The sequence below is a fragment of the Pseudomonas sp. LS_2 genome (assembly GCF_042709235.1).
Taxonomy (GTDB): Bacteria; Pseudomonadota; Gammaproteobacteria; order Pseudomonadales; family Pseudomonadaceae; genus Aquipseudomonas.
Window position 1 is genome coordinate 255919 of record NZ_JAVAYC010000004.1, and the last position, 19676, is coordinate 275594.

A 19676-nucleotide genomic window follows, 5' to 3' on the forward strand; every position below is an offset into this window, starting at 1 on the left:
TGGGAGCGGGTTTACCCGCGAACCGGGGCGACGCCCCGGCCAGACACCGCAGTGGCTTCTTCGCGGGTAAACCCGCTCCCACAGGGCTCTGTATCAGCTTTCGTACCCGAGGTTCGGCGCCAACCAGCGCTCGGTCACGACAAGTTCCTGGCCCTTGCGCGCGCTGTATTGCTCGACCTGGTCCTTGTCCACCTTGCCCACCGCGAAGTACTGGGCCTGCGGGTGGGCAAAGTACCAGCCGCTGACCGCCGCTGCGGGGAACATGGCGAAGTGCTCGGTGAGGAACACGCCGCTTTGTCCGGTCTCGCCGATGGCGGTGCCATCGAGCAGGCGGAACAGCGTGGCTTTCTCGGTGTGGTCCGGGCAGGCCGGGTAGCCGGGGGCAGGGCGGATACCGCTGTACTGCTCCTTGATCAGGGCTTCGTTGTCCAACTGCTCGTCGCGGGCATAGCCCCAGTACTGCTTGCGCACCTGCTCGTGGAGCCATTCGGCGCAGGCCTCGGCCAGGCGGTCGGCCAGGGCCTTGACCATGATCGAGCTGTAGTCGTCGCCCTTGTCCTGGTAGGCCTTGGCCACTTCCTCGGCGCCGATGCCGGCGGTGGTGATGAAGCCGCCGACGTAGTCGGTCACGCCGCTGTCCTTCGGTGCGACGAAGTCGGCCAGCGACCAGTTCGGCTTGCCGTCGGGCTTGATGGTTTGCTGGCGCAGGTGATGCAGGGTAGCCAGGGTGTCGCCGTTGTCGCCATACACCTCGATGTCGTCGTGGGCCACCTGGTTGGCGGGCCAGAAGCCGAACACTGCGCGGGCGCTGATGAGCTTCTCGTTGATCAGCTTGTCGAGCATCTCGCAGGCGTCCTTGTACAGCGCCGTGGCGGCCTCGCCGACCACTTCGTCGGTGAGGATGCGCGGGAACTTGCCGGCCAGGTCCCAGGAAATGAAGAACGGCGTCCAGTCGATGTATTCGGCCAGCACGCGCAGGTCGATGTCCTCGAGCACCTTGACGCCAGTGAAGCTGGGCACCGCCGGGGTGTAACCCGCCCAGTCGTACTTCGGCTTGGCGGCGATGGCCTGGGCGTAGGTCAGGCGTTCGGTGCGGGCGCTGCGGTTGGCGGTGCGCTCGCGCACCTCCACGTACTCCTGGCGGGTCTTCTCGACGAAGCCTGGCTTGAGCTCCCTGGACAGCAACTGGGTCGCCACGCCCACCGCGCGGGAGGCGTCGGTGACGTAGACCACGGCGTCGTTGGAGTACTTGGGCTCGATCTTCACCGCCGTGTGCGCCTTGGAGGTGGTCGCGCCGCCGATCATCAGCGGCAGCTCGAAGCCCTGGCGCTGCATCTCGCGGGCGACGTGGACCATCTCGTCGAGCGACGGGGTAATCAGGCCCGACAGGCCGATGATGTCGCACTTTTCGTCACGGGCGGTCTGCAGGATCTTCTCTGCCGGTACCATCACGCCCATGTCGACAATGTCGTAGCCGTTGCAGCCGAGCACCACGCCGACGATGTTCTTGCCGATGTCGTGCACATCGCCCTTTACCGTGGCCATGAGGATCTTGCCCTTGGCCTCGGGCTTGTCGCCTTTTTCCGCTTCGATGAACGGAATCAGGTGGGCCACGGCCTGCTTCATCACGCGGGCCGATTTCACCACCTGGGGCAGGAACATCTTGCCAGCGCCGAAGAGGTCGCCGACCACGTTCATGCCGCTCATCAGTGGGCCTTCGATGACCTCGATGGGACGCGCGCACTGTTGGCGGCACTCCTCGGTGTCTTCGACGATGTGTGCGGTGATGCCCTTGACCAGGGCATGCTCCAGGCGCTTGGCCACCGGCATGGCGCGCCAGGCTTCGTCCTCGACTTCCTTGGTGGCGCCGCCGCCCTTGTACTCGTCGGCGATCGCCAGCAGCGCGTCGGTGCCTTCCGGGGTGCGGTTGAGCACCACGTCCTCCACCTTGTCGCGCAGCGCGGCAGGGATCTCGTCGTAGATCTCCAGCTGGCCGGCGTTGACGATACCCATGGTCAGGCCATTGCGGATGGCGTGGAACAGGAACACCGAGTGGATTGCCTCGCGCACCGGGTTGTTGCCGCGGAACGAGAACGACACGTTGGACACCCCGCCCGAGCTCAGGGCATGAGGCAGGTGGTCACGGATGTAGGCGCAGGCCTCGATGAAGTCGACGGCGTAGTTGTTGTGTTCCTCGATGCCGGTGGCGACGGCGAAGATGTTCGGGTCGAAGATGATGTCTTCCGGCGGGAAGCCCACTTCGTTGACCAGGATGTCGTAGCTGCGCTGGCAGATTTCCTTTTTGCGCGCGGCGGTATCGGCCTGGCCGACCTCGTCGAAGGCCATCACCACCACGGCGGCGCCATAGCGCTTGCACAGGCGGGCATGGTGCTTGAACTGCTCGACGCCCTCCTTCATGGAGATGGAGTTGACGATGCCCTTGCCCTGGATGCACTTGAGCCCCGCCTCGATCACTTCCCACTTGGAAGAGTCGATCATGATCGGCACCCGGGAAATGTCCGGCTCGCCAGCGATCAGGTTGAGGAACCGAACCATGGCCGCCTGGGAGTCGAGCATCCCTTCGTCCATGTTGATGTCGATCACCTGGGCACCAGCCTCGACCTGCTGCAACGCCACTTCCAGGGCTTCGGTGTAGTTCTCTTCGCGGATCAGGCGGGCGAACTTGGCGGAGCCGGTGATGTTGGTGCGCTCGCCCACGTTGACGAACAGCGACTGGCGGTCGATGGTGAACGGCTCCAGGCCCGACAGGCGGCAGGCCTTGGGAATGTCCGGGATGGCGCGTGGTTTGTACTTGGCCACGGCCTCGGCGATGGCCTGGATGTGCGGCGGGGTAGTGCCGCAGCAGCCGCCGATGATGTTGAGGAAGCCGCTGGCGGCGAACTCCTCCACCACCGCAGCCATTTCGGCTGGCGTTTCGTCGTATTCGCCGAAGGCGTTGGGCAGGCCTGCGTTGGGGTGCGCAGAAACGTGCGTATCGGCCTTGGTCGACAGCTCTTCCAGGTACGGGCGCAGGTCCTTGGCGCCCAGGGCGCAGTTCAGGCCGACCGAGATCGGCTTGGCGTGGCGCACCGAGTTCCAGAACGCCTCGGTGGTCTGGCCCGACAGGGTGCGGCCGGAGGCATCGGTGATGGTGCCGGAGATCATGATCGGCAGTTCGACGGCGTCTTCCTCGAACACCTGCTGCACGGCGAAGATCGCCGCCTTGGCGTTGAGCGTGTCGAAGATGGTCTCGATCAGGATCAGGTCGGCGCCGCCCTCGATCAGGCCGCGGGTGGCCTCGATGTAGTTTTCCACCAGCTCGTCGAAGGTGACGTTGCGGTAACCGGGGTCGTTGACGTCCGGGGAAATCGAGCAGGTGCGACTGGTCGGGCCGAGCACGCCGGCGACGAAGCGTGGCTTGTCGGGGGTTTCCAGGGTCTTGGCGTCTGCCACCTGGCGGGCGATGCGCGCCCCCTCGACGTTGAGCTCGTACACCAGCGACTCCATGCCATAGTCGGCCTGGGAAATCTGCGTGGCGTTGAAGGTGTTGGTTTCGAGAATATCGGCGCCGGCATCGAGGTAGGCTTTCTCGATGGCGGCGATTACCTCGGGCTGGGTGAGCAACAGCAGGTCGTTGTTGCCTTTCACGTCGCTTGGCCAATCAGCGAAGCGCGTGCCACGATAGTCGTCTTCCTCGAGACGGTAGCTCTGGATCATAGTGCCCATGCCGCCGTCGAGGATCAGGATGCGCTCCTTGAGGGCATGCTGGAGTGCTTGAAAACGAGCGCTGCGGTCGGACATAGGAACTACCTGGTCGGGCAAAAATCAGAAGGTGCGGAATAATAACAAAGCTGCGCGGATTTTAGACGTTTCGGCCAATACCATGAATTTCGTTCATGTTGCCGGGCGCCCAAGGACAGGTAGGCAAATCGTGACAGCTTTCAGGAACCAGGACATTCGGCACATGGTGCAGCGTTTATTTGCCGGCGCATTCGCGCTACTCATCAGTGGCGTGGCGTTCGCGCAGGCCCCCCCGGCGAGCCCGACGATTTCCTACACCCGGGACATCCAACCCATCTTCACCGAGAAGTGCGTGGCTTGCCACGCCTGCAACGACGCTGCCTGCCAGCTCAACCTGGGCAGCGCCGAGGGCGTCGAGCGCGGAGCCTCGAAGGTGCCGGTGTACCAGGGCGAGCGCAGCCAGGCGGTGCCTACCACGCGGCTGTTCCAGGACGCCCAGGGCGAGCAAGCCTGGCGCAGAAAGGGTTTCTATTCGGTGCTGGACACCCAGGGCGGCCAGGCCGCATTGATGGCGCGCATGCTCGAACTGGGCCACAAGACCCCGCTCACGCCCAATGCCAAGCTGCCTGGGGAGATCGTCCTGGGCTTGAACCGCAGCAACATGTGCCCCTTGCCCCAGGAATTCGAGGCCTACGCCGGTGCCCATCCCAAGGAGGGCATGCCACTGGCGGTCACCGGGCTGACCGACCAGCAGTACCAGACCCTGCAGCGCTGGCTGGCAGCCGGTGCGCCCTTGGATCATCAGGCGCTCCAGCCGAGCGCGGCAGAGGTCAGGCAGATCGCCGAATGGGAAGCGTTGCTCAACCGTCCAGGCTCTACCGAGGCGCTGGTCGGCCGCTGGCTGTATGAGCATCTGTTCCTGGCCCACATCTATTTCGTCGGTGGCGAGCAGGGGCACTTCTTCCAGTGGGTGCGCTCGCGTACGCCCAGCGGCCAGCCAGTGGATGTGATCGCCACGCGCCGCCCCAACGACCCGCCGGGCACCGATTTCTACTACCGACTGGTGCCGGTGCAGGGCGTGATCGTGCACAAGACCCACATCACCTACCCGATGGGGCCGCAGAAGCTCAAGCGGGTCAAGCAGTTGTTCTACAGCGGCGACTGGCACGCCACCGCGTTGCCGGGCTACGGCCCGCGCCACCGTTCCAATCCGTTCGAAACCTTCGAGGCGATCCCGGCCGTAGCGCGCTACCAGTTCATGCTGGATAACGCCGAGTATTTCGTGCGCACGTTCATTCGCGGCCCGGTGTGTCGTGGGCAGATCGCCACGGACGTGATCCGCGACAACTTCTGGGCCTTGTTCCAGGAGCCGGCGCACGATCGCTACGTCACAGATGCCCGCTACCGCAGCCAAGCCACGCCGCTGTTGGCGATGCCGGGGCAGATCGACGATGTTGGCAGCGTACTTGGCCTGTGGCATGCCTACCGCGACAAGCGCAACGAGTACGAAGAACTGCGCCGCGAAGCTTACGCCGAAATGCCCCCGCCAGACTGGTCGACGCTGTGGGCCGGCAACGACAACGCCTTGCTCAGCATCTTCCGCCACTTCGACAGCGCCTCGGTGACCAAGGGCCTGATCGGCGATGTACCGCTGACCACCTGGTTGTTCGACTACCCGTTGTTCGAACGCACCTATTATCAGCTGGCAGTGAACTTCGACGTGTTCGGCAACCTGTCGCACCAGTTGCAGACGCGCCTGTACTTCGACCTGATCCGCAATGGTGCCGAGGTCAACTTCCTGCGCCTGATGCCCGCCGACAAGCGTGGCGATATCCTCAGCGACTGGTACCAGAACAGCGGCAAGGTGAAGATGTGGCTCGACTACACCGACATCGACACCGATACCCCCAGCGGCCTGGTCCTGAGCGAGCACGACCCGCGTCGTGACTTCGGCCTGAAGCTGTTGCAGCGTACCGGCAGCCTCAACGCTGCGCCCGACCCGATCAACCGCTGTACGGGCGCCTACTGCTCGCGCCCGGAGACGCCGGCGCAGTTCCGTGAGGTCGAGCAGAGCCTGAGTCGGCTGGTCTCGCGCCCTGCGGCGGGGTTGAAGGTGATCGGGCAACTGCCCGAGGCGACCATGCTGCGTATCGAAGGGCAGGGCGGCCAGCGTCAGGTCTACAGCCTGCTGCGCAACCGCGCCCACAGCAACGTGGCGTTCCTGCTCGGCGAGGCCTACCGCTACCAGCCGGGTCTGGACACCTTGACCCTGGTACCGGGCGTGCTCAGCAGCTACCCGAACTTCATGTTCAACATTGCGGCGCACGACGTGCCGGAGTTCGTCGAGGACATGGAGGCCGCACGTGACGACACGGCGAAGTTCGAGCGCATCGTCGAGCGCTGGGGCGTACGCCGCAGCCACCCCGAGTTCTGGCGCTACTTCCATGACCTGAACAGCTACATCCAGGAAACCCAGCCGGTGGAGGCCGGGGTGCTGGACATGAACCGCTACGAAAACCTCTGATCGATTGCCGGGAAAGGCGCCTGACCTTTCCCGGCATCCTGCGGTCGGACCTGTGGGAGGCTCTGGGGCTATGTCGTGGTTTTTCGCGGGCAAGCCCGCCCCTAAAGGGGCTTTGCTGCCCGGTAGGCGCGGTCTTGACCGCGAAGGGGGCGACGCCTAGCCAGAGTCGAATGCACCAAGACCGCAGGACAACCCATGCTGTATTCGCTTCAAGCACTCCGGGCATTCGCTGCCTGGCTGGTGGTGTGCCACCATTTCATGCAGATCTTCTTCGACTTCAACGCCTCCGGCCCCATCGGCCGTCTGCTCTGCGACCGCGGCGCCGTCGGCGTCGACATCTTCTTCGTGATCAGCGGCCTGGTGATCTACCTCTCCACCCGCGACAAGGACATCGCCCCGCGCCAGTTCCTGCTCAACCGCGCGCTGCGCATCGTGCCGGCCTACTGGTTCTATACCCTGGCGATGGCCTTGCTGTTGCTGGTGGCCAGCCGCTGGATGCCGCACCAGGTGTTCGAGTGGCAGCACCTGCTGTTGTCGCTGCTGTTCGTGCCGGCGGAAAACCCCGGCGGCTATGGCCTGTATCCAACCCTCAACGTGGGCTGGACGCTGAATTTCGAGATGTTCTTCTACCTGCTGTTCGGCCTGGCCTTCCTGGTGCGCCAACGCCACCACCTGTTGCTGGTGACCGCCGCGCTGCTGCTGGTAAGCGAGGTGCTGGGGCGCCTGGGCGTGCTCAGCCGCTTCTACAACAACGGCATCATCTACGAGTTTCTGCTCGGTATCGGACTGGGCGTGCTGTACCGACGGGGCCTGGTGCGCGAGGGGCTGTGCTTGCCACTGGCACTGCTGGGGGCGGCAGGGTTCGCGCTGTATCACCTGGATGCCTCGCTGCGCCTGCTGCACTGGGGCCTGCCCAGCGCCATGGTGGTGCTGGCGTTCATCGCGCTGGAGCCGTATTTTCGCGGTAACCGGGTGCTCAAGGCCCTGGGCGACTGCTCCTATTCGGTGTACCTGATCCACGTGCTGGTGCTGTACGCCGGCTGGTTCCTCAGCCAGCGTCTGCAACTGAACCCCTACCTGGTGTTCGCCTTGTGCGTACCGTCGATCGGACTAATGTCGTGGTTCAGCTACCTGTGGCTCGAGCGTGGCCTGTACCGGCGCATGCAGGGCTGGCTGCAGGCGCGGGCGGAGCAGGGCAGGGGCATGGTTCTTTCCCGAGTCAAATACTAGGACTTTGTTCGAGGCCTGGCTTGGCGTACACTTGCCGACAAGTCTGTGAGGAACTTCCATGAGCGCTATAACCATTACCGATGCCGCCCATGATTACCTGGCCGATCTGCTCTCCAAGCAGAACACGCCTGGGATTGGCATCCGCATTTTCATCACCCAGCCGGGCACCCAGTACGCCGAGACCTGCATCGCCTACTGCAAGCCCGGTGAAGAAAAGCCCGACGACGAACCGGTCGGCCTGAAGAGCTTCACCGCGTACCTGGACGCCGTCAGCGTGCCGTTTCTCGAGGACGCGCTGGTCGACTACGCCACCGACCGCATGGGCGGCCAGCTGACCATCAAGGCACCCAACGCGAAGGTGCCGATGGTCAACGAAGACAGCCCGATCAACGAGCGCATCAACTACTACCTGCAAACCGAGATCAACCCGGGGCTGGCCAGCCACGGCGGCCAGGTGAGCCTGGTCGATGTGGTCGACGACGGCATCGCCGTACTGCAGTTCGGTGGCGGTTGCCAAGGTTGCGGACAGGCCGACGTGACCCTCAAGGACGGCATCGAGCGCACCCTGCTCGAGCGTATTCCGGAGCTCAAGGGCGTGCGTGATGTGACCGACCACACCCAGAAAGAAAACGCCTACTACTGAGTGGGTTCAGCGCGGGGCAAACCTGCTCCTGCCCGAACGTACGCCGTCCGTGAGCGTGCCTTCAGGGCAGGTGTGGGTTTGCCCCGCGTTGTGTTTGTAAGCATGGCCCATAGCAACAAAGTGTTACTGTTTCAAGGCCTGCGACAACAGGCCGCAGCCCGTAAATCAAGGGCTTGCGGCGGTTCACGCCTGGGTCGGGTGGATGGTCTTCGGGTGTCATGCCAGAATGCGCCGGTTTTTCGTTCGGCCCTGCCCGAGGGCCGGCACCTTCCCTGTAAAGGATGGTTCCATGACTGATCTACTGACCCGGCGCGCGGTCGTCGCCGGGATGGGCGTGCTAGGCCTTGGCCTGTTGGCTGGGTGCAACCCGGCCCGGGGGCTGGACTTCAAGCACGGCAAGAACATGAGCAACGAGATCCTTGGGCGTACCTTCCGCTTGAAGGACCCGCAAGGCAACGTGCGCACCCTCTCGAGCTTCTACGGTTCGATGCCGATGATCTTCTTCGGCTTTACCCAGTGCCCGGCCATCTGCCCGACAACCCTGGCGCGCGCGGCGCAGATCCGCAAGATGCTCAAGGGCCGTGACCGCGAGCTGTTCCAGGTGGTGTTCATTACTCTGGACCCTGAGCGCGACACTCCCGAAGTGCTCGACGCCTATGTCAAGGCCTTCGATCCCACGTTCGTCGCCCTCACCGGTACCCCGGAAGAAATCGACGAGGTGGCCCGTGAGTTCAAGGTGTTCTACGAGAAGGTGCCGACCGGCGACACCTATACCATCTCTCATTCGTCCACCAGCTACGTCTACGATACCCGCAGCACCCTGCGCTTGAGCCTGGGGCATTCGCTGAACGCCAAGGAATGCACCGAAGACCTGCTCACCCTGATGGAGATTTGCTAATGGCAATGTCGATGCAACCGATCAAGCGCGGCCTGGCCGCCCTGGCCGCCCTGGCACTGCTGGGCCTGGCCCTGCCGGCCCTGGCCGAGACTGCCGTGAGCGATGCCTGGGTGCGCGCCAGCGTGCCGCACCAGCAATCCACTGGGGCCTTCATGACCCTGACTGCCACCAGCGACAGCAAGCTGGTGGGCGTGGCTTCGCCAGTGGCCAAGACCGTGCAGGTGCACGAGATGACCATGAATGGCGATGTGATGGGCATGCGTGAGGTAAAGGCTGTCGAGCTGCCGGCGGGCAAGCCGGTGACCCTGGACCCGAACGGGTACCACGTGATGCTGATGGGCTTGCACGAGCAAGTGAAGGAAGGGCAGCAAGTGCCCCTGACCTTGACCATCGAAGATGCCAAGGGCCAGAAGCAGACGCTCGAGGTACAGGCGCCGGTCAAGCCGTTGACCGCCGAGATGGGTGGCGCGCACGACCACTCGCACATGAAGCACTGACCTGAACCACCCCTGGGGCCGCGAAAGCGGCCCCAGTCGTTTCAGCTACGGAAACGAGGCAGTGGCCGGTCGATAGTCAGCGAGGTCAGGGTCTTGCGCACCTGGGCATCTTCGGCCTCGAGGGCCTTGAGGCTCGCGCGGATCTTGCCTGCGGCGGGCACGTCGCCTTGCCGGTCGATCCAGTCGGCGATCTCTTTGCACGCGCTGCTGAGGCAGGCTTGGCGCTGGTTCATGAGTGAAATCAGGGTGGTGAGCTCTCGTTCGGACATGGCAAGGTCCTCCGTTCGACTCATTCAGTGTAGCAGCGCCCCGCAAATCCAGCGTTCCCGGCCAGGCGAGGATAGTCAGCCACTCGAATGGGTGGAAAGTGTTCAGGTAAATAGGCAATTGATAAAAGAGTTTTTAAGTTGTTTCCAAGTCGACCGAAAGTCCCGGTGTGTGGGCTTTTTATAAGTGTTTCTGAATTTATATGTTGCAGTGCGTTTCGAGCGCTACGAGGCGGTGACACGCAAGCTCGACGCCATTTTCCGGCGTTACACCAGCAAGGTCGAATTCCTGTCCTTGGACGAGGCAACGCTGGATGTGTCCGGCCAACCCCACTGCAATGGTTCAGCCACCTACATGGCCCGGCAGATCCGTGCGGCGATCGAGCAGGAGCTGCAATTGACCGCCTCGGCGGGCATCGCGCCGCTCAAGTATCTGGCCAAGATCGCCTCGGAGCTGAACAAACCCAACGGGCAGTTCGTGATTACCCCCGATCAGGTGCAGGCCTTTCTCTCGACCTTGGATATTCGCAGGATTCCTGGCATTGGCCCCAAGACCTGGGCGGTGCTCGAACGCTTGGGTTGCCGTGTGTGTGGCGATGTCTGCGAAGACAAGATTCCAGCTTTGCTACGCCACTTGGGCGTGCATGGGTTCTATGTCTGGGAGCGTTGCCAAGGCAAGGAAGAACACGAGGAAAAGACCACGGACCTGCGCTCGGTCGGGGTCGAGCACACCTTGCCAGCCGACTGCCACGACCTGAACGCTTGTACCGAGCAACTGGACACCTTGCTGGCGGAGCTACGCAGGCGCCTGGAAGACCTTGGCGAGGATGTCCATATCGTCAGGAACCAGGTCAAGCTCAAGTTCGCCGATTTTGCCATTGCCAGCACCGAAGCCCCGGCATTGGGATTGCAGCCGGAGGTGGTGCATGGCCTGTGCAGCGGCCTGTGGAACAGCAAGCGCCAGGGGCGGGCGGTGCGGCTGGTGGGGGTTTCAGTGAAAATCAGACGCAAGGAGTCTGACCGCCTGCAACTGGAACTGCCGTGGTGAGCTGGCAAGCCTGCCGGTAGGCACCCGGCGTCACGCCGTAAGCCTGCTTGAACTGCCGGTTCAGGTGGCTCTGGTCGGCGAAGCCCAGGCTGAAGGCCACTTCCAGGGCCGGCAGGCCACTTTTGAGCAGTTCGCGGGCGCGCACCAGGCGGCGTTGCTTGAGCCAGGCATGGGGCGGCAGCCCGGTGGCCTGGCGGAATACCCGGGCGAAGTGGAAGGGGGAGAGGTTCACGGCCGCCGCCAGGGCCTCCAGCGAAGGTGGTGCTGCCAGCTGGCTTTCCAGCAGTTCGCGGGCGCGGGCCACCGCCAGCGGTTCATTGCCCGGCGCACGGGCATCGCTGCCCTGGCCGTGGCGCTGTACCAAGGCAAGAATGGCGTGGCGCCAGGCGGTCTGCTGCTCCAGTGCGCTGGCGCCGCCTTCCGAGAGGCGGTGCAACTGGCTGAAGGTGGCGGCCAGGGCCGGGTCCTGGATCACGCTCTGGTTGAAGTACGGCAGGCCATTGCGCGTGAGCTCGAGCTCATCCAGCACCCCGGTGATGCGTTCATGGTCGGGGTAGAAGGCGCGGTAGCGCCAACCCGCCTCATGGGCGGTGGCGCCGGTGTGCAACTCGTCGGGGTTGATCATCACCATGCTGCCCACCGGCGCCAGGTGCTCGCTGCCACGATGCCAGAAACGCTGGGCGCCGGACTCGATCACCGTGAATACGTAGCCCTCGTGCACATGGGGGGCGAAGCGCTGCTGGATGTAGCGCGCATGGAGCATTTCCACGTCGCCCAGGGCGGGCGCCTGCCAAAGGTGGGCCTGTTCGCGCAGGGGCGTGTTCATGCCAGCCAGCTGCGCAGGAGGAAGAAGATCAACATGCTCGCCAGCATGCTCAGCAACACACTGCGGGTCAACAGCACCAGGCCGATGGCCACCAGCGAGGCGAGCAGGTAAGGGTTCAGTGGGTCCAGGTTGAGCTGGTGTTCGGGCAGGAAGATGATCGGCCCGCAGATCGCCGTGAGCATGCCCGGCACGGCAAAGCCCAGGAACCGCCGCGCGTCGGAGCTCAGGCGCAGGGGCAGGCGTGGCTCGATGAAGACATAGCGGTTAAGGAACACCACCAGACCCATGCCGATGATCACCAGCCAGATCATGCGCGGCCCCCAGCATGTTTCTGGCAGACGAAACCTGCTGCCATGCCCAGAAGGCCAGCAAGTACCAGCGCGGTTTCCCAGCGCCAGTAGCTGAACAGCACCGAGCAGAACAGCGACACCGCCACGCACACCAGGGTCGGCACGTTGCGCACCAGCGGGGTGATCAGCGCGATGAACGTAGCGACGATGGAGAAATCCAGGCCCAGTTGGTCCAGATGGGGGATGTTCTGCCCGAGCACGATGCCGACCAGGGTGAACAGGTTCCAGGCGACGTAGAACGTCAGTCCCACGCCCAGGGCATACCAGCGGTTGAAGCGCTGCTGGTCGTGGTGACTGGTCATGGCGAACAGCTCGTCGGTCAGCAAAAAGCCCAGGCCGAGCCGCCAGCGGGCCGGCAGGCTCGACAGTTGCGGCCGCATGGACAGGCCGTAGAGCAGGTGCTGGGAGGTCAGCAACAGCGTGGTCAGCAGGATCGAGAGCAGGCTGGCGCCGCCCTTGAGCATGCCGATGGCCACCAATTGCGCGGCACCGGCGAAGACGATGGCCGACAGCCCCTGGCCTTGCCAGGCGCTGAGGTTGGCTTCGATGGCCATGGAGCCGGCGAGCAGGCCCCAGGGGGCGACGGCCAGCGACAGAGGAAGGATTGCCAGGGTGCCTTGCAGGAAGGCGTGGCGGGCGAGGGGTGGGCGGCTGGACATGGCGGCTACGGCGAATCGACAGGGGCAGCCAGCATGCCAGAGCGGGTTGGTCGCTGGCTTGAACGATCTTGCTGCTTTGCCCTGCGCTGCACCGCCAGCGCTCAGCGGCTACTGGTCAGCCGTTGCTGGGCCGCCGCGCAGCCGTTGATTTCCACCGCCTTCTGCAACAGCGCCTGGCGTCGCTGCGGGTCGAGTTCGCTGAGCAGGCGATAGACCTCGGCCTGGTAGTCACGTTGGCGCCCCCATTGCATTTCCAGGCCTTGCGGCTGCGAGCGGTTGCAGGCCAGGCGCGTGGCCGGTTGTGGGTAGTAGGGCGCATACAGGGTGGCCATGCCTGGGAGCGCTTCCATCGCCTCACGGTACGCCGTGCTGGCGCTGTAGGTGGGGCACCAGTTGGCAATGGCCGTGGCCGGAGGCGCGAAGCCCTGCTTGAGGCTGGCTTCGAGCAGCGGGCAGGCGGCCTCGGCGATCTTCCCGGCGGGCAGGTAGGTCATGTAGTACAGCGCCAGGCGGTACTGGGCTACGGGGTGGCCAAGTGCTACTGATTTTTCCAGCAGCGCCACGGCGGTCGGCAGGGTGCGCGCCATCGCCTGGCCTTGGCGGCTCAGCTCAGGGTCGTTGTCGGCGGCAGTGCGCAGCGGGCTGGCGCTGTCGTCTTCTTTGTCGGCCTGCTCCAGCAGTGGCAGGGCCTGGCGGTAGAGCAGGTCGGCGTGAGGGTCGATCCGCACGTCCAGGGCCAGGGCGGCAATGGGCGTGAGGAGGGTGAGCAGGCCCGGCAGCAGGCAGGCAGGTTTCACAGGCGAGCCTCGCCGAACGGCCGGGCGAAGACTGCGGCCAAAAGCGCGTGGGCGGCTTGGATGTTCATGTCGGATACGCGGTGCCTCAAGCGGATCGAAAACGTCGAGGCGCTATTCTAGCCACCGATGGGCATATGTCGAAAGACCGTTGCTCGGATGTCAGACGAGCTTGATGGGCGTGACCTTGCGGCTGGCGTACTTTTCCTGGGCCAGGCCGAGCTTGGCGGTGATGACCTTGGCCAGTGCGTTGTTGCCCAGGTCGTTGAAATGCAGGCGGTCCATGAACAGGTCCTCGCCGAACACCGGCGAGCTGCTGAGCATGCCGTTCATGTCGTAGCAGGGTACGGCGTCCGCCTGGTGCTTGATGCGCCGGAAGAAGCTGGCATGCAACTGGCTGTCAAAGGTTCCGGCCAGCAGCGCATCGAAGTGCGAGGGTTGCTGCTCCAGTGCCGAGAGTATCGACAGTTCGCCCGCCGGCACCTGTTCCCGGCACCAAGGCAGCAAGGGTTGCAGAATGAAGGTCAAGGTGGTGTGGCTGTCGGCCAGGAAGCGCTCCCATTGGCACAGGGTGCGGCCGATCACGTCGGCGGCCTGCGCCATGCGTTTTTCCGCCGATGACAGCGTGATACTGCTTGGGCACGGCTCGAGGCGCCGAGGCGCCAGGGCCTGGCCAAGGCGCTGCCAGAGCGACGCGCGGCGTGGCTGGCAGTGCGGCTGCAAACCTTCGTTGAAACGATTGAGGTAATCCTGATAGGGCTTGGCCGATGCGTGCTGCTGGCCGCCGGTGAGGATCTCGTCGAGCGCTTCATGGGCCAGGGTATTGAGCCCGCTCAACACCACCACATGGCCGACCTGGCCCAGGCGGTGCTGGTGGCTGAGGTACATCAGCAGCTCCTGGGGCGCATTCAAGCCGCAACTGGCCAGCGACAGCCACACCTCACCGGTCAGCATCGACAGGTAGGAAGCGACGGTATGCTCGTCGGAACTGGCGCCGATGCCCATCGCGGTGGAACCGCCCACCAGTAGGTTGACCCGAGGTGCACCGTTGCGCTCACCAACCGAGAAGCGTTTGCCGGCCAGGTGGCTGTAGCGCAGGCCCAAGGTGTCGGTGTTGATGGTGCCCGAACGATAACCTCGCTCGTGCACATAGAGTGTCTGCGGCGCGCGGCGACTGCCCTGCGAAAGGAAACGCTGATAGTCCGCCGGCAAGGGAAGGGGGCTGCCCAGGAGGGTGTCGTCGATGGCTTTCATGGGCGCTCCTTGCGTGGTGCGGGGCTGGCTCAGGCAGCCAGCTCCCTGAAGTTGTAGGCCAGGCCCCCGAGGGCGATCAGCAACAGGGCAACCCCCGAAGCCAGGCTGATCAGGCGGTTGCTACGTTGCGAGGCGATCTTGCCGATGGCGAAGATGTAAAGGCTCAGTACGGCGAAATCGATGGCGATCCACAGCAGCGACAGCACCACCATGCTCTTTTCAAAGGATTCGGTGATCTGGATGAACTGCGGGAAAAAGGAAATGAAGAAGATGATGTCCTTCGGGTTGGAGATACCCACCATGAAGCCCTGCCACAGGCCTCCGCGGCTACCCTGGGGGGAGGCCGCCGGCGCATCGCTGGCGGCGGGCGCCGCTTGCAGGGCTTCGCGCAGGGTGCCCACGGCGATATAGCCGATGAACAGGCAGCCCAGCAGGCTCATGCCGCTGAGCCAGGCCTTGTCGATGGCGGCGCTGGTCATGATGATCCAGGCGGCCGCACCGATCAGGACCAAGGATGCCCAGTTGGTGCCGACGGCAGTGAACAGGGCCTTGCGCGAGCCAGAGGCAGCAGCGGTGTTGACGATCAGCGCAACCACCGGGCCGGGGGTGGCGATCAGCAGCAGGACGGTGAGGGCGTAGGTAGCGGTCAGGGCGGTGTTCACGTTCAGTTCTCGATCTGTTGTTCAGGCATTGCGTAGGTATGGAAGGGGCAGCGTGCGGGTTGCGGCTGGCCGGGCTCCTGCAGTTGGTATTGCTGCCATTCGAAATTGTCGTCTTGGCCGAAGAAGCCCAGGCTGTCGGGCATGACCCCATCGTTGTAGCGCGCCACCCGTTCACGGATGCGTGCGCGGATGCGCTGGCCGCTTTCGGTGCGGGCGCTGGCGACCTCCTCGAAGCTCTCCCGCGGGTTGATGACGAAGGTGATACTGCTGCCCAGGTTGCGGCTCTTCATGCGCCGGTGTGCGGGGAAGCTCATGTTGATGAACAGTGGCATACCGGCGAAGCAGAACGACCATTGGGTGTCGTGCGGGTCGCGCGGCACGTCCTGGGGCCAGGGTTGCGGGTCGCGGGCATGTACCTGTTGCAGGATCTTCCAGGCCAGTGCCTGCTGTTCGGCCAGTGCGCCGTCGGCGCCGCTTTCCAGAAACACCAGCAGCGGCGTACCAATACGTTGCTTGAGTGGAATGGGGCCAATCAGGCGGACATAGTCGGCCAGGCCCCGGGCGATGTCGTTGGCCGGCTGCTCGGCACGGGCGAAGACGATATGACAGGTAGTGGCCGCCACCGCCTTGCGTCCGAAGAGGCAAGGAAAACCCGGCTGGCCGACGATGGCCTTGAACTGTTGCAGTGTCTTGTAGGTCCAGTGCTGCCGGTTCTGGACATGTTCATCGGCCAGCTCTAGCGCATCCAGGCGATAGCAGTTTCCATACCCCGTAAACATGTATTTCCCCAGGTAATAGCAATTAAACTTTTCGCCATATATAAGCGAATCGGCTATATGTTTTTATTATTTACCGGCATTTTCTGAGAATGCCCGGGTGTTGTAAAACGCCTGGAACTATGAGCTACTATTAGTCTCACTCATGCTACGGAAAGCGGCGATGTCGGAACGGATTCAAGCACTGCACGCCCTGCGCGCCTTCGAAGTGGCTGCGCGCTATGGCTCCTTCACCCGCGCTGCGGAGGAACTGGCCCTCACTCAAGGTGCGGTGAGCCACCACATCAAGACCCTTGAAAGTATGTTCGGTTGCGACCTGTTCGAACGTCGCGGCCCGAAGTTGCGCCTGACCGAACACGGCCGTTTGCTGGCCCAGGAGCTGAAGGTCGGGTTCAAGATCATCGAGAATGCCTGCGCGTTGCTGCGCCAGGACCGTTACGGGCTGCGCCTGAAAGCCGCCTCGACCCTGGCGGTGCGCTGGCTGCTCAGGGCGCTGGACGGGTTCAAGAAAGTCGACGACAGCAGCAGTGTGCAGCTGTCGAGCGTGTGGATGGACATCGACACCGTGGACTTCTACTCCGAGCCCTACGACTGCGCCATCCTGCTCAGCAACGGCCACTTTCCCGCCGATATCGAAAGCCTGAAGCTGTTCGACGAGTGGCTGATCCCGGCGTGCCACCCAGACTACCTGCAAGCGTCCGAGCCGGACCTGGCAGTACTGCGCCGCTGCGAAATCATCCACCCATCACCCGACCGCCGTGACTGGCGGCGCTGGTTGGCGCGGGTCGATGCACTGGATATCAACATCGACCAGGGCCAGGTGTTCGATACCCTCGACCAGGGCATTTCGGCGGCGCAGCAGGGCATGGGCGTGTCGGTGGTCGACCTGGTGCTGGCCAGCGCCGACCTGGCTGCGGGGCGGCTGGTTACGCCGTTCAAGCAAGCCGTGGCGACCGGCGACGGTTACTACATGACCTGGCTCAAGGCCAGCCCCAAGGCGCGGCAGATGCACCGGCTGCGCGATTACCTGCTCGGCCAGGTGCCGCCGCTGTCTTACAAGGACATCAATTACCTGTACGACTGAGCCAAACAGGTAGAATCGCGTATCGCCGTTACAGCATCGAGGTTCCCCGTGGAGTTGCAGCAGGGCTTTGTCCTGACCCGTCACTGGCATGACACGCCCGAAGGTACCTGCGTCGAGTTCTGGCTGGCCACCGAGCAGGGGCCGCAGCGGGTACGCCTGCCTGCTCAACCCTCGGTGGCGTTCGTGCTCGCTGAGCAGGCCGAGCAGGTCCGTGTGCTGCTGGCCGACGAGCCGGGCGCCGAGTTGCGCCCGTTGGGCCTGCGCGATTTCCAGCAACGTCCGGTGATGGGCCTGTATTGCCGCCAGCATCGTCAGTTGATAGCCCTGGAAAAGCGCCTGCGCAGCGCTGGCCTGGAAGTCTACGAGGCCGATATTCGTCCGCCTGAGCGCTACCTGATGGAGCGCTTCATCACCGCGCCGGTGCTGTTCAGCGGACGCCTTGACCAGAGCGGTACGCTGTTCGACGCCCAGCTCAAGCCGCAGCAGGGCTACCGCCCGCACCTGCGCCTGGTGTCGCTGGACATCGAGACCAGCGAGCGTGGCGAGCTGTACAGCATCGCCCTTGAAGGCTGTGGCCAGCGCCAGGTCTATATGCTCGGCAGTGCCGCAGCCAACGACACGCCGGTGGATTTCGACCTGCACTACTGCGACGACCGCGCCCAACTGCTGGGTTGCCTGAACCAATGGCTGGCCCGCCACGACCCCGACGCGATCATCGGCTGGAACCTCATCCAGTTCGACCTGCGCCTGTTGCACCAGCACGCCAAGGCTCTGCAAGTGCCGCTGTCCCTGGGGCGCAATGGCGCGCCACTGACCCTGCGCGAGCACAGCAATGGCAACCACGTGTTTGCCGAGGCGCCGGGGCGCTTGTTGATCGACGGTATCGAGGCGCTGCGTTCGGCCACCTGGAGCTTTCCCTCGTTCAGCCTGGAAAACGTCGCCCAGACCCTGCTCGGCGAGGGCAAGGCGATCGACACGCCTTATCAGCGCATGGATGAGATCAACCGCATGTTCGCCGAGGACAAGCCGGCGCTGGCCCGCTACAACCTCAAGGACTGCGAGCTGGTGACGCGTATCTTCGCCCACGCCCGGCTGCTGGAGTTCCTGCTCGAACGCGCCACCGTCACCGGCTTGTCGGTGGACCGCAGCGGCGGGTCGGTGGCCGCGTTCTGCCACCTGTACATTGCGCCCATGCACCGCCTGGGTTTCGTCGCCCCCAACCTGGGCAGCCTGCCGGCGCAGGCCAGCCCCGGTGGCTTTGTGATGGACTCGCGGCCTGGGTTGTACGAGTCGGTGCTGGTGCTGGACTACAAGAGCCTGTACCCCTCGATCATCCGCACTTTCCTCATCGACCCGGTCGGCCTGGTCGAGGGCTTGCGCGCACCGGACGCTGCGCACGCGGTGGAAGGTTTTCTGGGCGCGCGTTTTTCCCGTTCCCGGCATGCCTTGCCGGCCATCGTCGAGCGGGTATGGCAAAACCGCGAGGCGGCGAAGAAGGAGGGCAACGCGCCATTGTCGCAAGCCCTGAAAATCATCATGAATGCCTTCTACGGCGTGCTCGGCTCCAGCGGCTGCCGATTCTTCGATCCGCGACTGGCCTCTTCGATCACGATGCGCGGACACCAGATCATGCGCCAGACACGCGCCTTGATCGAGGCCCAGGGGCTGGAGGTGATCTACGGCGACACCGACTCCACCTTCGTCTGGCTCAAGGGCGCTCACGACGAAGCCGACGCGGCGCGTATCGGCCGGGCATTGGTGGCCCAGGTCAACCAGTGGTGGCGCCAGCACCTGCGCGAGGAAATGGGCCTGGAAAGTGCCCTGGAATTGCAGTTCGAAACCCACTACCGACGCTTCCTGATGCCAACCATCCGGGGTGCCGACGAGGGCAGCAAGAAGCGTTACGCAGGCCTGGTACTCCGTGCCGATGGTCAGGACGAGGTGGTGTACAAGGGCCTGGAGTCGGTGCGCACCGATTGGTCGCCGCTGGCCCGGCAGTTCCAGCAGGAGCTGTACGGGCGGATCTTCCGCGGCCAGCCGTTTCGCGAGTATGTACGCGAGTACGTACGTCGCACCCTGGCCGGTGAGCAGGATGAACTGCTGGTCTATCGCAAACGCCTGCGCCGGCCGTTGGCCGACTACCAGCGCAACGTGCCGCCGCACGTGCGGGCCGCTCGCCTGGCCGATGAGCACAACGACCGTCTCGGCCGCCCGCGGCAATACCAGAAGGGCGGCTGGATCAGCTACCTGGTTACAACCAATGGTCCGGAGCCCCTGGAAAATCTGCTGTCGCCGATCGACCACGAACATTACCTGAGCCGTCAGTTGCAGCCGGTGGCCGACGCTATCCTGCCATTCGTGGGTGAAGACTTCCTGGCGCTGACCGACCGCCAATTGCTGTTGTTCTAGGCACGGGTGGCAGCC

Annotated in this window: 17 protein-coding genes; 8 read left to right on the top strand and 9 right to left on the bottom strand. The window is 64.1% G+C overall.

The genetic code is table 11. The features are described from left to right. Positions 1 to 93: 93 nt before the first annotated feature. Positions 94 to 3801, bottom strand: a complete 3708-nt coding sequence (metH, locus tag RAC97_RS05865; protein WP_375097840.1) for a methionine synthase — start codon at positions 3799 to 3801, stop codon at positions 94 to 96. Positions 3802 to 3964: 163 nt separating this feature from the next. Here metH and RAC97_RS05870 point away from each other — a divergent pair, with 163 nt between their 5' ends. The 5 genes from RAC97_RS05870 (at position 3965) to RAC97_RS05890 (ending at position 9533) form a co-directional block, all read left to right on the top strand. After that, a complete protein-coding gene (locus tag RAC97_RS05870; protein WP_375097841.1) occupies positions 3965 to 6265 on the top strand; it encodes a fatty acid cis/trans isomerase in 2301 nt (766 codons plus the stop codon). 195 nt (positions 6266 to 6460) lie between these two features. Beyond that, a complete protein-coding gene (locus tag RAC97_RS05875) occupies positions 6461 to 7495 on the top strand; it encodes an acyltransferase family protein (RefSeq protein ID WP_375097842.1) in 1035 nt (344 codons plus the stop codon). A 58-nt stretch (positions 7496 to 7553) separates the two neighbouring features. Next, positions 7554 to 8138 carry a Fe-S biogenesis protein NfuA gene (gene nfuA, locus RAC97_RS05880; RefSeq protein WP_138217419.1) on the top strand — a complete coding sequence of 195 codons (585 nt, stop codon included), beginning with the start codon at positions 7554 to 7556 and terminating at the stop codon, positions 8136 to 8138. 289 nt (positions 8139 to 8427) lie between these two features. Beyond that, positions 8428 to 9036: an SCO family protein gene (locus RAC97_RS05885; RefSeq protein WP_375097843.1), complete on the top strand. Its 609-nt coding sequence runs from the start codon at positions 8428 to 8430 to the stop codon at positions 9034 to 9036. Between the two features lie 5 nt (positions 9037 to 9041). Beyond that, positions 9042 to 9533 (top strand): copper chaperone PCu(A)C, encoded by a 492-nt coding sequence (locus tag RAC97_RS05890; RefSeq protein WP_375097875.1) that lies wholly within the window; start codon positions 9042 to 9044, stop codon positions 9531 to 9533. Positions 9534 to 9574: 41 nt separating this feature from the next. On the opposite strand, the gene RAC97_RS05895 is transcribed toward RAC97_RS05890, so the two are convergent. Then, positions 9575 to 9802: a hypothetical protein gene (locus RAC97_RS05895; RefSeq protein WP_375097844.1), complete on the bottom strand. Its 228-nt coding sequence runs from the start codon at positions 9800 to 9802 to the stop codon at positions 9575 to 9577. A 184-nt stretch (positions 9803 to 9986) separates the two neighbouring features. On the opposite strand from RAC97_RS05895, the gene dinB reads away from it, so the two are divergent. Continuing rightward, positions 9987 to 10847: a DNA polymerase IV gene (dinB, locus tag RAC97_RS05900; RefSeq protein ID WP_375097845.1), complete on the top strand. Its 861-nt coding sequence runs from the start codon at positions 9987 to 9989 to the stop codon at positions 10845 to 10847. Here the strand turns inward: dinB and RAC97_RS05905 are convergent. The 7 genes from RAC97_RS05905 to RAC97_RS05935 form a co-directional block, all read right to left on the bottom strand. Next, positions 10801 to 11673 carry an AraC family ligand binding domain-containing protein gene (locus RAC97_RS05905; protein ID WP_375097846.1) on the bottom strand — a complete coding sequence of 291 codons (873 nt, stop codon included), beginning with the start codon at positions 11671 to 11673 and terminating at the stop codon, positions 10801 to 10803. The two genes, dinB and RAC97_RS05905, sit on opposite strands and share 47 nt — an antisense overlap. Further along, positions 11670 to 11984, bottom strand: a complete 315-nt coding sequence (locus tag RAC97_RS05910) for an AzlD domain-containing protein (RefSeq protein WP_375097847.1) — start codon at positions 11982 to 11984, stop codon at positions 11670 to 11672. Before RAC97_RS05910 ends, RAC97_RS05905 begins: the two co-directional genes overlap by 4 nt. Beyond that, a complete protein-coding gene (locus RAC97_RS05915; RefSeq protein ID WP_375097848.1) occupies positions 11981 to 12682 on the bottom strand; it encodes an AzlC family ABC transporter permease in 702 nt (233 codons plus the stop codon). The genes RAC97_RS05910 and RAC97_RS05915 overlap by 4 nt, the downstream gene beginning before the upstream one ends. Positions 12683 to 12783: 101 nt before the next feature. Beyond that, positions 12784 to 13479 carry a sel1 repeat family protein gene (locus RAC97_RS05920; RefSeq protein WP_375097849.1) on the bottom strand — a complete coding sequence of 232 codons (696 nt, stop codon included), beginning with the start codon at positions 13477 to 13479 and terminating at the stop codon, positions 12784 to 12786. Positions 13480 to 13638: 159 nt separating this feature from the next. Then, positions 13639 to 14730 (bottom strand): hypothetical protein, encoded by a 1092-nt coding sequence (locus RAC97_RS05925; RefSeq protein WP_375097850.1) that lies wholly within the window; start codon positions 14728 to 14730, stop codon positions 13639 to 13641. A 29-nt stretch (positions 14731 to 14759) separates the two neighbouring features. Then, the gene (locus RAC97_RS05930; protein WP_375097851.1) at positions 14760 to 15392 is read right to left on the bottom strand and encodes a LysE family translocator; all 633 of its coding nucleotides are present in this window, start codon (positions 15390 to 15392) and stop codon (positions 14760 to 14762) included. A gap of 2 nt (positions 15393 to 15394) precedes the next feature. Continuing rightward, on the bottom strand, positions 15395 to 16171 hold the full coding sequence (locus RAC97_RS05935) for a YqcI/YcgG family protein (protein ID WP_375097852.1): 777 nt from the start codon (positions 16169 to 16171) through the stop codon (positions 15395 to 15397). 160 nt (positions 16172 to 16331) lie between these two features. On the opposite strand from RAC97_RS05935, the gene RAC97_RS05940 reads away from it, so the two are divergent. Then, a complete protein-coding gene (locus RAC97_RS05940) occupies positions 16332 to 17252 on the top strand; it encodes a LysR substrate-binding domain-containing protein (protein WP_375097853.1) in 921 nt (306 codons plus the stop codon). A gap of 48 nt (positions 17253 to 17300) precedes the next feature. Continuing rightward, entirely contained in the window at positions 17301 to 19661 is a 2361-nt protein-coding gene (locus tag RAC97_RS05945; RefSeq protein ID WP_375097854.1) for a DNA polymerase II, read from the top strand. The last annotated feature ends 15 nt before the right edge of the window (positions 19662 to 19676 follow it).